Source organism: Moorena sp. SIO3E8 (genome assembly GCF_010692445.1).
GTDB lineage: Bacteria > Cyanobacteriota > Cyanobacteriia > Cyanobacteriales > Coleofasciculaceae > Moorena > Moorena bouillonii.
In genome coordinates this window covers 1-15,330 of the sequence record NZ_JAAHHM010000094.1, presented here as the reverse complement: position 1 = coordinate 15,330, position 15,330 = coordinate 1, and the positions used below count along the sequence as shown (strand labels likewise).

Genomic DNA, 15,330 nt, shown 5'->3' with positions numbered 1-15,330 from the left:
GTTCAAGGCAGGAATCGCAAAAGGATTAAGGAGAAATTAACAAATGGCAAATGAATTTAAACCGCTGAATGCTTCCCAAATGGGTATTCCGAATGGAACAACAAATCAACAGGCTGATGGCGACTTAAGGATGCTGCAGTTGCTCAATCGCAATAAAGACACACTCAAAATGGATGACCTTGTACTGCTTTTATACGGTCATTCTGCCTTTCAAAATCTGTACGCAGGCTGTGAACTCGGTGTGTTTGAGCTGCTCTGGAAACACCCTGAGCTTTCCCAGGCAGAAATTAGTCAGCACTTGAACCTGGCAGACTATCCCACCAAGGCTCTCTTACTGGGACTAACAGCCCTGAAGCTGATTCAGAAGCTTGGCGATCGATATCGTAACAGCCTGGTGATTCAGATGTTGTTTCTTGAGAATACCTGGAAAGAATTCTATGATGTTGTTCTCTTTGAAGCCAAAATTGTCTATCGTGGCTCTATTGATTATGTAGAATCACTACGACAAAATAAAAATGTGGGCTTGCGACAGTTTCAGGGGCAGGGGCCTGATTTGTACAATCGCTTACATGAAGATCCTGGCTTGGATAAGGTGTTTTATAACTTCATGGGATCTTGGTCGAAACTCGTTAATCCCCTTTGGTTAGAGAAAATTGACTTCTCCAATTTCCACACAGTTGTGGATGTAGGAGGCGGCGATGCAACCAACTCCATTGCCTTAGCCAAAGCCTTTCCCAATGTCAAGATTACCCTCATGGATATTCCTGACAGTTGTAAGATTGCTCAACACCATATTGATCAAAACCAGCTAACAGACCGAATTCAGGTCATGGGGGCAGACATATTTGTTGATGAGTTTCCCCAGAACCAAGACTGCTTCCTGTTTATTCATGTGCTCGTTATCTGGTCTTTAGAAAAAAATACAACATTGCTCCGTCGAGCCTATGAAGCCCTCAAGCCCGGTGGTTCCCTCATCATCTTTAATATGATGACATCTGATGAAGAAGATGGGCCGTTGATGGCTGCCCTGGATTCATCCTACTTTGTCTCCATTCCCCATGAGGGGGGCATGATTTACACTTGGAGCGACCATGAGCAATGTCTCAGGGATGCGGGATTTAGCCAAATGCGTCGAATCTATTCTGATTTTTGGGCACCCAGCGGTATTATCATTGCTACTAAATAGGCTGGGATTATCTATATTCTTGATGATGTTTAGGAATATTTTCGGTTTGAGGTTTCAGCCTAATTAGAGCTGCCTTACTTGGAACTGGAAACAGTCCTGCCTTCATAGAGGGGGCTGACCCACTCAACTCTTATTTTGCAGAGCGCTTTGTAAAGCTGGCGTTAACTTGGGGAAACTGGTTTATGACACAGGTTGAATCATTAAAGACACCAGTCTGGATGCAGAGAATGGAATACATCGCTAATCCAGTTGGCTATTGGGAAAGGGCTTACCGAGCCTATCCAGATGCGTTTTGGGCAAAGGGAATTGATTTTGGTCGCCCTCTAGTTGTATTTTACACACCGAAAGCTGCTCAGGAAATTATTGAAAACCGCAGTAGGCACTTGACTACGACGGCATTTGACAGCGAACTGAAGGCGATCTTTGGAGACAGTTCTTTTTTCACCCTCGAAGGTATGCCTCATCTTCATGCACGAAAGCTGTTGATCCCTATGCTTCATGGCAAGCACATTCAAGCCTATGGTCAGTTAATTTGTAACTTAGTAAATGATGTAATGCAGACGATCCCTGCCTATCAGCCCTTTTCAGTTTGGGAGACGGCGCAGGATATATCCATGCAAGTGATGATTAAGCTCTTGTTTGGCTCCTATCACCAAGAGCGTTATCAACAAATAAAACGCCTTATGGTTGAGATGGTCAATTTATTTGCCTCCAATATTATTGGTATTCCTTTATTTTTTCGATTTTTACAACGGGATTTAGGTTCGATAAGTCCCTGGGGAAAGTTTCTTAAACAACGCCAGCAAATGAAAGCGTTAGTTTATGGTGAAATTGCTGAACGTCGCGCCCATCGCGATCCAAAACGGGAAGATCTACTCACTTTATTAATGTCAGCAACTGATGAACAGGGAAATGCTCTATCGGACGAGGAATTATTAGGGCAAGTTTTGTCGCTGTTGTTTACAGGCAACGAATCGACCGCAGCTTCTATTGCCTGGTCTTGGTATCGGGTTTATTGTGACCCTGAAATTAAAGCCAGATTGTTGGCAGAACTCAATAGCTTAGGAAATTCTCCCGACCCGCTTGATATTATTCGTCTGCCCTATCTGAGTGCAGTCTGTAATGAGACCCTGCGGATGTATCCCGTTACCATGTTTATGATTCCTCGGCTGGTGAAAGCAACCACTAAAATCAGTGATTGTCAGGTTGATCCTGGGATGCTAGTTACAGTAGGAACATATGTTATTCATCATCGCCAAGATATTTATCCGCAACCTGAAACCTTCAAACCCGATCGTTTTCTAAACCATCGCTTCTCTCCCTATGAATTTTTGCCCTTTGGTGGGGGAATACGAAGTTGTATTGGAGGAGATATCGCTCTTTATCAACTCAAACTGGCTCTGGCGACTGTTGTTTCTAACTATCAGCTAGAGTTAGCAAACCATCGCCCGGTTTCACCTCAACGTCGTAACACTATACTAATTCCAATGCGCCTGAGAATGGCAAAGCACGTTGCTTAATAATCGAATGATTTTAAGAATTTTGTGGAATGGGCATCTTGCTTCTGGCGGTGCGACCCGTGGCCAACTAAATTCTTAATGGGTCAAGGGCACCGGATATTTTCGGGCGGCCAGGATGCCCACCCCACTCATATTCATTCCAAGTTTCACCAATGCTCGAACTGTTGGCAAAACTCATCTACCTCACAAAAGATCATTGGTGATATCCAGAAGTGATACAATATTTCCGATAGTTAGCTCAGACTGAATGCTTCAAACCTAGTATCAGCTTTTTTCTAGTTTTGTCCAGTCCGTCGAACTCACCTTAGTCTGGATCTGATTCGATCGATGAGAACACTACCCTGTATTGTTAATGTTGGCCTTCCACGAACAGGCACAACTTCATTTGCGCGGGCTACAGAAATGCTAGGCTTCAAGTCGTTGCACATCTGGAAGCCAGGAGAACATAACCCAGAGATGCTAAAACAATTCAGGGCAAACGCCCCAGATATGCGTCGGATTGTAGAGCAATACCATACGCTCTCCGATACTCCATTCTATGCTCTTCGAGAGACCTTTGAACGCTACTACCCAGATACCCTGATTCTGTATACCACTCGCCCTAAGGAAGACTGGGTTGAAAGCATGCTGAAATATCAGGTAGCAGGTGGCCAGTTTCTTGCCAATCTCTATGGACTACCGCGATTTCCCTACACAGTAGCAGACAAAGAACTCCTTTCAAATCTCTACGATACCCACCATGCTGCTGTTTGTGAGGGTCTCCCATCCATCAACATCGGTGATAATGATGATCGCCCCAAGTGGGAGTTGCTTTGCTCAGCGTTACCTAACTATAGAGAAATGATGGAGCGATCAAGGCACCTCAAGTGGCCCCATGCAAACCAATTTCAACAGACAAATTCTCAGCATAGCACCGTTGACTCTTCATTTCAAAGTAAATGATCATCATAAAAGTAATATAAACTTACAAAAGTTATAAAAATGATCAAGTTTAACCTTGAACAAAAATTGGCAATTAAAGACTATTACATTGAACCTGGATATGTAGTAATTGAAAAAGCAATTCCGTTATATAAAATTGATTTGTTTCTTGACAGTTATGAAAAGATAAAAACTAATCCATTATTTGTATATTTTTCTCAGTCAATCCAGCGCTGTGTAAGAGTTGAATTGACTCAGCAAGGTTACATTAAGGAATCTATGGAAAATGCCAGTCGATTGGCATTTTTTCCAGAGTTCTCAAAGCGTATTCAAGACTGTATTTATGATCCGTGCATTTCTGATGTTCTCAGTACGATTGATGGTTACTCAGAACATATTTCATGGCAGAATATGTTCTTCGATAAATCGACAGGTACGATTGAGCACCAGGACTCTTGGTATTTAGATACTAACCCGCCAGGAAACTTAATAGGGGCTTGGTTTTCCCTAGAGGATATCCAAGAGAATTGTGGTAGTTTTTTCGTATGTCCAAGATCTCATAAGTTGGGGTTGGTTGATAGAAAAGAATATCCAACTCATGAAAAGTTTATCCAAAAAATCATGTCTTTTTCATCCGAAGAGCGGCTTGAAAAAAAGCCGATGTACTTGAGTAAAGGAGATCTGTTACTGTGGCATCCTTTTCTTGTACATGGGGCATTTAAATGCCAGGATGATACATTAACTAGGAAATCATTTACGTCGCACTTTTACCCACGTGCGTGCAAGCCCAAAAAGACAAAGAGGGGAAAGTTACTCTCAATTTACTGGCAAGACCACGATCACCCGAAAAAAACGTTTAATCCTCAGATTTTTACATCTTATCGGCTCAATGATTATTTCTATAATATTATGCTCTATGCCCTTTTTATAAAGACGGAACTGAAACTAACAGGTAAAACGTTTTCAATGCGTCGAGAAAGTTATCATAAAAGTTGAAAATTAAAAGGTAATTTAAAATTGAGTTACTACGATATGAATCGCTATCATGATCAAAACTAAGGCTAAATTTCAAAAGCGTACCTCTCAGCGCTATCTTGCTTTGCTCACTGAAGAAAGGCAGAGACGATTAAAAGAGATGAAAACCCAGTTAATTAAGAATAAAACTGAGCCTTCATCACCGTATGAGAACAGTAAAAACTCTTTTTTATCCAAACTGCTAGATAGGATTCCTTTATTGCGGCTCTTGCGACTCAGCCAGACCATTCACCCCAAAGAATCCTTGGGAGATAATATTGAAAATCACCAAGTTCTGTTTCCTTCTGAAAGAGTTGATTTTGGTGTTAACGATATAGACCGAGAGTTTCTGAAGATCTGTCTTTATTATAAAACTGATTATTTTGAGCGCTCTGAAATATTTGTGTGTGATGTTGTTCCAGCCTATGTTCATATTGGTTTAGGAACTGTCTGCACAAAAGACTTTAAGGCAATCGTTGATTCTGGTATGGAATATCGGGTTACTATTGCAAGATGGAGGCTGGGATACTTTGATCGTCTGAAGCTTCTATGGTCGAAACATCTACCGATCACAGCAGTCTACATTTTTTCCCTTTCAGCAGAAAACTTTTGGCATTTTTTATATGACTCCATACCCCGAATTTATTCGGCTATGCTTGCAAGACCTAATCAAAAACTAACAGTTCTTGTCCCGGACTTTTTGCCTGATTCTTTTAGAGAACTTTTATCCTGTGTCCTGCCAGAAAACTTCGACACGGTATCTGTTACACAATGCTCTTGGGTTAAAATAGACCGTCTGATCATGCCATCTTATGTTAGCCGTTGTGAAAACGGATTTTTGCCTTCTGAGTATTATGAATATATTAGAAACTGTGTGTTCAATAAATTTGACCTAGCTCCCGTTGAAAATCCCAATGAACGAATCTATATTTCCCGCGCCCATGCCAAACATCGCAGAGTCCTGAATGAAGATGAAATTATCCAGTACCTGAAAAACTACGGATTCAAAGTGGTTTTTCTGGAAAAAATGTCATTTCGAGCCCAAGTAGAACTGTTTACCCAAGCAGAAGTCATTGTGGCTCCTCATGGTGCGGGATTGGCAACTACTCTCTTCTCGGGGAAAATCAAGATCTTCGTTCTGTATCCAGAAAGCTCTCCAACACCATTTTTCTTTACCCAATTTAAAGGGCTTGGTCAGGAACATTACTTTCTTACCCATGATCAGTTTGATGAAAATGCTGATTTTAAAGTAGATTTGTCCAAATTCAAACAGGTCTTGCATAAACAGATGAAATTTCAACAAGATCCAGAAAATTAAGCTAATGTTTGATTCAGAAATTACCATGGATAATATTAAATTGAACCCAAATGTAGCAGCTGCAGAACAACGCCCAGTTGTCTGTATGGTTGGCACTTTAAGGACAGTAAATTCAACTTATAAAAATTTGATCGAGCAAGTAATTGAGCCTTTAAATGCTGATTTAGTATTCTGTGTATCTCACATGAGTTCAGAAGATGAAGCTTGTATAGACAAGTTTAGAAGTTGTAATATCGTTGATATCTGTATCTATGAGGACGGGAAAAATGAATATCAAGACTTTTTAGCTGATTTTTTCAATCAACTCACGCCGGAACAACAGAGACAATGGCATAAATACTTTGATATTGAAGGAAATTGGCTCGGAGGATTAAAGGGGCGTAGAGGTTCCGGCTTTCATTTAAATTTTAATTATTGGAAACTCTTTACCAGACTACAGAATCTGAAAAAAAATGGCTTCGATTATCAGAGATTTATTATTACAAGAACAGATTTATTCTGGTTGGTACAACATCCACCCTTAAATTTACTAGATCCAAAATTGATCTGGATACCTACAGGAGAAAATTATAACGGCTACAATGATCGACATGCAATTTGTAGCGATAAAAATATTGCTGATTATTTAAGCTTATTTGAATTTATGATTAGCTTGAAAGCATTCATTTATATCTATAACGATCTAGATGAAAATAATTTAAATCATGAAAGACATCTCAAGAGTCATTTAGACTATTGCGGAGTAGAAGTTGCTAAGTTCAAAAATGTAGCTTATTTAACCGGAAACAAACAAAGTATAACTAACTGGGCTCCTGTAAAAACAAAATTGATTGAAGGTAAAGAGTATGCTTACAAATATGAATCAGAACTATTAAGTTCCATCAAACATATGAAGGAATTCAGTTTTCATCAGAATTGGAACATGATGTTGTTTGACGGATCGAACGAGAATGATTAGTCAAAGACATTTCAAAGGAACTTTCATTTTTAAAATTTGCTTGTGAACTTAATTCAATCAATCAGCGCTGAGTTTTATGCTAAAGCCTTGTGTATATGTCGATTCATGAAACTATTAAGAACCAACTAAAAACTGTGGTGGAAAAAGAAATTAGCGCAGTTTTAAAACTCTGTGAAACCATCGATGATTCCTGGTCAAAATCTGTACTAATTATCCGAGACTGTAAAGGGAAAATAGTTGTTTCTGGAGTTGGCAAAAGCGGTAATATTTGCCGTAAGATTGCTGCTTCATTTACATCCACAGGGATGCCTTCAATCTTTGTTCATCCAACGGAAGCCAGTCATGGAGATTTGGGTTTATTAGACAGCAGAGACGTTCTGATTACACTTTCCGCTTCCGGCCAAACAACTGAGCTATTAGACATAGTACAGTATGCTTCACGGCAAAGAGTACCAATTATTCTAGTCACTAAGAATCCCACCAGTTCCTTAGCCCATTTTGCAGACATTGTCTTGCAAATTCCTGACTTTCCTGAAGCATGTATTAACGGTTTGGCTCCTACTACGTCAACTACCTGTCAACTAGTCTTAGGTGATGCGTTAGCTATAGCTGTTATGTCTTTACGGGGTTTTACAGCGGAAAATTTTAAGGAACTTCATCCCGGGGGGAATTTAGGTGCACTACTGGTTCCAGTGAAGAATGTGATGTATGTGGACGATAGAATGCCTCTAATTGACTTGAGCGCATCCATTAAAGAAGCCATTATTGAAATGAACTCTAAAAGCCTAGGATGTGTTGGTATTGTTAATCATCGAAATCAATACGTTGGGATTTTTACAGATGGAGATCTGCGTCGAAGTTTAGAAGCTGAAGTTTCTTTAGAAGAACCTGTTAGTCAATACATGACACCCTCACCCCTATCTATTTCGCCTGAGATGACGATTTCAGAATTACTCATTTTTTTCAAAAAGAAAGGAGTACCTAATGTTTTTGTTGTGAAAGACAAGATACCAATAGGGATTGTTCATATCCATCAATTAGCCTCAATTTCCAACCTTAATGTGTAAAAGATTAGACAGACATGATATAATAATTATTGAAACCTTGAGATAATGGAGCGTAAATCGTGGAGCTACAGAAAATTCCCTGGGTAATTGCTCAGGCAGGTGGGCAAGGAACTCGATTAAAACACTACACTTGGAATAAACCCAAGTGTTTACTTTCAGTTGCAGGTCAACCACTTCTATATCATTTATTTGATCGCTTTCCATCGGCCAAGTTTCTTGTCATAGGAGATTATCTCCATGAAGTCCTAGAGAGATATCTAAGAGTTTCCCCACCCAAGGTTTCCGTGAAGTTAATTAGAGCAAAAACCAAAGGAACCCTGTCAGGAATCGATCAAGCCTTAACCTACATCGTTGATAATGATCCATTTTTATTAGTCTGGTGTGACTTACTGCTTCAAGAAGTACCTAATTGTCAGATTGGGGAAAAGAACTGGATTGGCCTCAGTCGTTCTTTCAAATGTCGCTGGTCTTATGATCAGACCGGAATTTGTGTAGATAAAGCTTCAACGGAGCGAGGAATTGCAGGATTTTTCGTATTTCAAAATAAAGCAGTTCTCAAAGATATCCCATCATCAGGAGAGTGTGTTCGTTGGCTCTCTCAACAACCTATAAAATTTGACGAAATTTTTCTTGATAACACCTATGAACTAGGGACTGTAGATAATCTCACAAAATATCAAGCAATAAAACCCGTTACTCGCTTCTTTAACTCTGTTGAGATTTCAGGAAATCGAGTTATCAAAAAAGCACGAGTTCAAGAATTTGAAAAATTAATTGACAGAGAATGCAATTGGTATCGCGTTGTTCACTCACTTGGATTTAATCGCCTACCCACCTTGATTTCTGAACACCCGATGACTATCTCTAGGATTCTCGGGTCACATCCTTTTGAGTTAAACGTTGAATTTCAGCAAAAAATAGATATTCTGACTGATATTTTTCAGACTTTAATTCGACTCCATAGTTGCGCAAAAAAAGTCGCCGACCCTAAAGTCATAATAGAAGTTTACCTTCAGAAAACTTATAGTCGTGTTAATAGTGTTGCTCAACTAATTCCTTTTTTCGATCAACCGACAATTCAAGTTAATGGTTTTTTATGTCGAAATCCCTTTCATCCTCGATATGAGAACTGGTTTTCCAAACTCGTTGATGAAATTCAAGTTGATGAATTTACACTCATTCATGGTGACCCGACTTTCTCTAATATGCTTATAGATAATCACAACAAAGCTTGGCTAATCGATCCAAGAGGTTACTTTGGTTCAAGTTTGCTTTATGGTGATCCGATGTATGACTGGGCAAAACTGTACTACTCAGTTGTAGGAGATTACGATTGTTTTAACCTTCGTCAATTCCATCTTAAAATTACCGGAAAACAAGTTGATATTAGTATAAAAAGCAATGAATGGAAAGATTTAGAACCAATGTTTACAGAAAAATTTTCTACACAAATGTCTGTTATTCGCCTATTGCATGCTCTCATTTGGCTCTCATTATCAGGATATGTAAAAGATGACTATGATTCCATCCTAGCGAGTTTTTACAATGGACTGTTTTGGTTGGAGAGCTTGGTGAAATGACAGAATTAGTATTAAGTTGTTTACCTAAAACCTGGTTGATCGACATTGATGGGGTTATTCTTAAACATAACGGTTACAAGCAGGATGGCGAAATCTTGCTCCCCGGTGTTAAGAAATTTTGGAATCAAATCTCTAAAGAAGACTTTGTTGTTTTGCTGACCGCCCGTACAGAGGAAATGCGTGAAGCCACGCTGTCTCTATTAGAGAACGACGGACTCCGCTATAACATTGCAATTTTTGGTGTGCCCACGGGAGAAAGAATTTGTATCAACGACAAAAAACCCTCAGGGCTTCTCACAAGCTATGCTGTGAATTTGGGGAGGGATGTAGGATTAGATAGTCTCAGAGTTGTAGAAAATCCCGACCTCTGAATTCCGAATACATGAAGTTTTCCTTGTATATTCAGGGTAATATCATCTAATTTAGTATGAATTTTAACTAAAACAATCTAATTAAACCAATTTTAATAAAAATTGGAAAAAATTTAGGTGCGCTTGACCCATTAAGAATTAAATTCGCCACGGGTCGCACCTGAGGTCAAAATAAGTACATTTGTTCTACTTAAGCGGAACTTTCAACCTATTTTGAGCAAGAAAGAATAAACCGTTGCGATTACCATTAGGATTTTTCAGATTTATCAAATCACATTCTCAATCATCCATCTGGGAATTATTGAGAAACAAGGGCGCTTATTGACATTCACGCAGCAGATTTCCGGTTTTTAATATTATTAAAGAACTTTTATCTGTAGTTTGTGATATTAATTTAGATGAGCTTACCCTACTTGTATATTCAGCAGCATCTGTTATTGTCTTTTATCCCAAGCAAAATTAGGAAGAAACTTTCATGAGTAATTCTCAAAATCAAATTGATCAGCAACCCAAACTCAATGACTCAGTTACTTTGGAAACAAGAACACCAAAGCAAAGTGAGATATATGATGCATTTGAGAAATTTATTTTTAGTGATGATACTAAAATACTTGCAAAGCTAGTTGCGAGAACCCTGATTTTTGAAAAAATAATTAGTGTGCCAGGTGACATTGTAGAGGCGGGAGTCTATAGGGGAAGTGGTATGTTAACTTGGTTAAAGCTTAAAAAAATCCTAGCACCTAACGCTTTAAAAAAAATAATAGGTTTTGACTATTTTGATACAGAATCTTTACTTAATTCTTTGTCTGGGCAAGACAAAGTTTCTATGAAAAGTTTATTTGATGTGAGAGGCTATCAGCATGAAGAAGGAGCAGAACGATTTGTTCATGATCTAATTGCTAATGCAGGTTTTGCTCGAAGCAGCTATGATCTTGTCAAAGGTGATATTTCAGAAGTAGCTAAACAATTTGTAACGAAAAGACCTGGTTTAAAAATATCGTGCTTATATCTAGATTTAGACTTACAATATCCGACCTATCAAGCCTTGAATGCATTTTGGGACCGAGTGTCTGTAGGAGGGATGGTAGTATTTGATGAATATGGGTATCATCAATGGTCAGAAGCACAAGGTGCTGATCAATTCTTCGAAGAGAAGAATATTCAAATTCAAGCTCTGCACTATCCTTGCCCAACAGCTTACGTTATTAAACCTGCCACCGTAAAAACTGATGCATGAACAAAACTGGCACATGAAACAGCAACTAGTGCCCTATTTTCAGGATCTAACATCTGAAAGCTACAAACTTCTAGATTCTTTAAGGTTGTCCTCTGAGGTTATTCCTTTAGAAGAATTGTTAGCCGATTTGTCAAATAAGCTTGCTAGTTTGAAGGCAAGTATCATATACAACTATAAAAATCTCAATCGTCCCCAGTACGACTGGAGTGAAGTACAGGCAGCTCCAGGAGTTGGTCTTAATTCCATTGGGATGTTGTCAGATCGACTCTCCACCTTAATTATCAAGGAGTGGTGCTTACGCAACAAGACCAACCCAAATTCGGAGAAGGCCAATGATTTATATCAAACTCACACGATGGACATTATTCATGCTTTAGCAAACGCTAGGCCTGGCAGTTCATCAATGAATACGAAGATAACTTACCACAAATCTAATGTAACTGCTAATTCATGGGAAGAAGCATTTTACGGTCTGCTTTCAACCAATATTCTGAATTGGGAATCTCAAGAGATTTTATACGTTAAAGATATTACAAGTTTGCCTTGCGAAGAGTTGCGAAGCTATATTGCTTGGTTTTCATTTGGCAATATTCAGAGAAACGAGTATATCCAATATTGTGAAGAGCTTTATTGGCGTTGAAGTTGAGCGTTAAGTAGGAGTAATTATTGATGAATGGAACAATTCAAGCCGAGATAACCACAGGCCTAAAAACAGGCGAGTATGAGAACTTTGATATTTGTCCTCTTGCTGGACGGATCGGGGCAGAAATACTCGGACTCGATCTTGCACAAACTCTCAGCGATGAAACAGTTCATGAAATTCGCCAAGCATTAATCAAGTATAAGGTGATTTTCTTTCGACGGCAGCAGCTTACTGAGATTAGTCAGGTTGCCTTCGCCCGACGATTTGGGGTTCTTACTGCTGCACATCCGATACTTCCATCATCTTTGCCTAGTCATCCAGAGATCTTTGAATTCGACTATGGACGTATGGATAACCGTACTAACCAATGGCATACGGATGTAACATTTATTGATCGTCCTCCCTTTGCTTCACTTTTGCGTGGAGTTGAAATTCCTCCAGTCGGAGGAGATACAGTGTGGGCAAACACTGTGACAGCCTATCAAGATCTGCCTGCACCACTACGTAGCTTGGCTGACCAGCTTTGGGCTGTTCACAGCAATACCTATAATGACTATTCAGCAGCAACTGTGAATATATCTAAGAAGCGACAAGAATTGGGCAAAGTTTTCACGTCAACAGAATACCAGACATTGCATCCAGTAGTTCGCGTTATTCCAGAGTCTGGTGAACGAGGGCTCTTTATTGGTGCTTTTGTGCGCCAGCTTCGAGAGCTTTCCGTAAATGAGTCAATGCAGATCCTGAAGATATTGCAGTCCTACATAATGCGTCCTGAAAATACTGTACGTTGGCATTGGGAACAGGGGGATATTGCCTTCTGGGATAACCGAGTAACGCAACACTATGGAATCAATGATTTTGGTTCCCAGCCCCGTTGCGTTCAACGGGTTACCATTGTAGGAAACTTACCTGTTAGCGTTGAAGGTATCGAAAGCAGGGCAGTTAAGGGGGATTCATCTGCCTATAACAGACTGAACCCGGCCTGAATTTGGCGTTGCTTAATAATGGAATGATTTGAATACTTTTGTGGAATGGGCATCTTGCTGTGGAACGGGCATCTTGCTGTGGAACGGGCATCTTGCTGTGGAACGGGCATCTTGCTGTGGAACGGGCAAGCAAGATGCCCACCCCACTCATATTCATCCCTTGATTCAGCAATGCCTTAATTTTTGTTACCTAAAGCTAGAGACAATAGTTTCTCTAGCTTCAACGGATCTACCCATGTTTGCCAATCTTTACTGACATTTTCCCCAAAAATATGCCAGTGAGTATGCCCCATAAAACTGGAAATGATTCGAGATGAATGATGCCAGTAGTCTTTATTATAAATTTCAATGATAGTTGTCCCTGAGGTGCAAAAAATTTGATTATATATCCCTGCTCCATGAGGACCAAGCACAACTTCAGCCTCTGAGAAAAGACTAATCTGCTCGGCTAAGCTCATTCTTTCACAGTGTATGACCTCAAAGTTATATTTTTTTAAAATCTGTAAAATATCATCTTCGTTAACTATTTTTCTGGAAGATTGAGAGCGGGAAATATAAATTCTTCTAGAGGCTAAACAGATACTTTCTTCATCTATAACTGAGGAGACCAATTTATTTCGTATCGCTAGAAAGTGCCTTTTGTTGGGTCTACCTGGTTTGTCGGCTGCACGACACAGGATCAGCTGTTCAACCGTGATGCTATCCTCCTGGATTTGTATTGTTTGATTTTCCTGAATGCCCAATAGCTTGAGAGAGTCAACAATATAAGGCGGTGAGCCATCAGGAATAATAAATTTTAAATTATTCTTAGCACTGTTATCTAAAGATTCTATTAGAGCAAGTTTTGGCAGGGAATCCATCAGCCAGTGAGCAAAGTTTAGGGTATGGCTCCAGTAAGATAGGAGCGATACATAAGTTCCTGAAAGAATCTTACTATCGTTAAACTTGTTTTTAATTTGTCCTGCTTGTAAATTAATATCTATTTTGTGACCATCAAGAGATTGGCTAATGATTTCAAGGTCAGACGTAATCACTAATCCTTTCGGGTTTACGACCAAAGCACGAGAGATGGAACATCTAAAGGTTTCACCAATTTCATAATTTGTGACGCAGTGAAGATGATGAAATTGTTCTTCTCTAACAAGTTTAGACCTTTCTAGAGGAGTGTATTGAAGAAGCTGTCCCCAGTGCTTAATAACATAGAACAGGTCTTCTTCAATTGTGTTTGAAGGGTAATGAACCTGAATATCCGAGGGGTCAATAACCTCAAAGAGCCATCCATGCTTCTTTGCTAATTCCTTGAGATTAGTATTAATACTAAGTTCTGATTCTTGTTGAAAATGAGATGAAGGAAATGTCATAAAAAAACCTTGGAGGTAGATATATGGGAGTTGCGTATATCCGTATATAGTTACTTAAGTCAAAAAGTTGCACAAGGGGTGTCTTTAGATTTTTTGTCCTGTACTTAGAGTTTCCAGTAGCTCAGCGATCCCTTGATGAGTTGGATTCAGTTGAAGTGCTTGCTTGAGTGCAAACTTGGCAGAATCTAGATGACTTCTGTGATGTACAGAACCCAATTGAACTGCCTTTTGATAAGCAGAAACTGCCTGATCGAGCTTACCTAAACGTAAAAATCCTTCGCCCATTAGATAATGAGCTTCGGGTACTGAAGGAGCCACTTGCAAAGCTATCTGAAGATATTTGATCGCCTGTTCAAGATGATCTTTCTCTAACAAAACTCTGCCAAGATTTAAGTAAGTGTCAAAAAGTTGCGCCGTTGAGCCAACAATGCCCAAGAAAGGCTGTAATGATTTGTCTAAAAACATACTTGCTGAAGAAAAAAACTCTTGTAGTGCAGGTGGTAGAATTACCTCGCTTTTTGGTTTTAGCATCTCAAGCATATCTTTTATTTCTGTGTAAGAATAACCTAAACACGTAAGCAAATCTTGTCCCAAAAATTCTAAATAATTGTTAGCAGACTGCCAAGTGATTGGATTGTGCAAATCCTCTTTCCAGCGATTTAAATTATCAGAGCTAGGTTTTATTTGGCGTTGAATAAGGGATTGGTCTCCAAACTGCCATTTACCAGGATAAAAATTGCCGTAGTTAATTATTTTTGCATCAAAATCAACATTGATAAATCTACAAATTTTTTTAATTTCTTCTTCAGGGTTACCCAGTAATTTTTCATATCTCAAAACTATACTGCTGCCCTGAAAGTTATTCAAACTTTGGGCAATCAAACTAGGGGCTTTTAGTAAATCATCCTGATAATACTGAATTTTCCACCAATGCTCTTGAACAAAAGTTTTAAAGATAGAACACAAAATAGCTAGGGGATTCCTAATTAAGAAAATATATTTGGCATCAGGGAAGGTTCTGTATAGCTCAGGAATAATAATCAAAGTCCCCTTGAGTGTGGGTGAAGTAATAGGGGCAGGACACCTGGATGAAGCGCGCGCCCACGGCGTAAGCGGCCTTGGCAAGGCGTTGCAGTTCAAGGGTGCTTGTGGTCTGCGCGCCCATGGC

General features: G+C 39.4%; 14 protein-coding genes. 12 read left to right on the top strand and 2 right to left on the bottom strand.

Going from position 1 to position 15,330, the window contains the following annotated elements:
- The first annotated feature begins 43 nt into the window (after nucleotides 1-43).
- The 12 genes from F6K46_RS28025 to F6K46_RS27970 all read left to right on the top strand — a co-directional run bounded on the left by F6K46_RS28025 (nucleotide 44) and on the right by F6K46_RS27970 (nucleotide 12,801).
- The gene (locus tag F6K46_RS28025; protein ID WP_293061883.1) at nucleotides 44-1,186 is read left to right on the top strand and encodes a methyltransferase; all 1,143 of its coding nucleotides are present in this window, start codon (nucleotides 44-46) and stop codon (nucleotides 1,184-1,186) included.
- A 182-nt stretch (nucleotides 1,187-1,368) separates the two neighbouring features.
- Entirely contained in the window at nucleotides 1,369-2,706 is a 1,338-nt protein-coding gene (locus F6K46_RS28020) for a cytochrome P450 (RefSeq protein ID WP_293061885.1), read from the top strand.
- 327 nt (nucleotides 2,707-3,033) lie between these two features.
- Nucleotides 3,034-3,648, top strand: a complete 615-nt coding sequence (locus F6K46_RS28015; RefSeq protein WP_293061886.1) for a sulfotransferase — start codon at nucleotides 3,034-3,036, stop codon at nucleotides 3,646-3,648.
- A gap of 39 nt (nucleotides 3,649-3,687) precedes the next feature.
- On the top strand, nucleotides 3,688-4,623 hold the full coding sequence (locus tag F6K46_RS28010) for a phytanoyl-CoA dioxygenase family protein (RefSeq protein WP_293061887.1): 936 nt from the start codon (nucleotides 3,688-3,690) through the stop codon (nucleotides 4,621-4,623).
- Nucleotides 4,624-4,672: 49 nt separating this feature from the next.
- Entirely contained in the window at nucleotides 4,673-5,959 is a 1,287-nt protein-coding gene (locus tag F6K46_RS28005; RefSeq protein ID WP_293061888.1) for a glycosyltransferase family 61 protein, read from the top strand.
- A gap of 4 nt (nucleotides 5,960-5,963) precedes the next feature.
- The gene (locus tag F6K46_RS28000; protein ID WP_293061889.1) at nucleotides 5,964-6,917 is read left to right on the top strand and encodes a hypothetical protein; all 954 of its coding nucleotides are present in this window, start codon (nucleotides 5,964-5,966) and stop codon (nucleotides 6,915-6,917) included.
- Nucleotides 6,918-7,012: 95 nt separating this feature from the next.
- Complete coding sequence (locus tag F6K46_RS27995; RefSeq protein ID WP_293061891.1) at nucleotides 7,013-7,984, top strand: KpsF/GutQ family sugar-phosphate isomerase; 972 nt, start codon at nucleotides 7,013-7,015, stop codon at nucleotides 7,982-7,984.
- A gap of 59 nt (nucleotides 7,985-8,043) precedes the next feature.
- Complete coding sequence (locus tag F6K46_RS27990; protein WP_293061893.1) at nucleotides 8,044-9,564, top strand: NTP transferase domain-containing protein; 1,521 nt, start codon at nucleotides 8,044-8,046, stop codon at nucleotides 9,562-9,564.
- On the top strand, nucleotides 9,561-9,935 hold the full coding sequence (locus F6K46_RS27985) for a hypothetical protein (protein ID WP_293061895.1): 375 nt from the start codon (nucleotides 9,561-9,563) through the stop codon (nucleotides 9,933-9,935). Before F6K46_RS27990 ends, F6K46_RS27985 begins: the two co-directional genes overlap by 4 nt.
- A 475-nt stretch (nucleotides 9,936-10,410) precedes the next feature.
- Nucleotides 10,411-11,172 carry a TylF/MycF/NovP-related O-methyltransferase gene (locus tag F6K46_RS27980; protein ID WP_293061897.1) on the top strand — a complete coding sequence of 254 codons (762 nt, stop codon included), beginning with the start codon at nucleotides 10,411-10,413 and terminating at the stop codon, nucleotides 11,170-11,172.
- Nucleotides 11,165-11,812, top strand: coding sequence for a hypothetical protein (locus tag F6K46_RS27975; protein ID WP_293061899.1), 648 nt, complete (start codon nucleotides 11,165-11,167; stop codon nucleotides 11,810-11,812). The genes F6K46_RS27980 and F6K46_RS27975 overlap by 8 nt, the downstream gene beginning before the upstream one ends.
- A gap of 29 nt (nucleotides 11,813-11,841) precedes the next feature.
- Complete coding sequence (locus F6K46_RS27970) at nucleotides 11,842-12,801, top strand: TauD/TfdA family dioxygenase (RefSeq protein WP_293061901.1); 960 nt, start codon at nucleotides 11,842-11,844, stop codon at nucleotides 12,799-12,801.
- A gap of 176 nt (nucleotides 12,802-12,977) precedes the next feature.
- Here F6K46_RS27970 and F6K46_RS27965 read toward each other — a convergent pair whose 3' ends face one another.
- Entirely contained in the window at nucleotides 12,978-14,162 is a 1,185-nt protein-coding gene (locus F6K46_RS27965) for a glycosyltransferase family 61 protein (RefSeq protein WP_293061903.1), read from the bottom strand.
- Between the two features lie 84 nt (nucleotides 14,163-14,246).
- A complete protein-coding gene (locus tag F6K46_RS27960) occupies nucleotides 14,247-15,206 on the bottom strand; it encodes a sulfotransferase (RefSeq protein ID WP_293117559.1) in 960 nt (319 codons plus the stop codon).
- Nucleotides 15,207-15,330 lie beyond the last annotated feature (124 nt).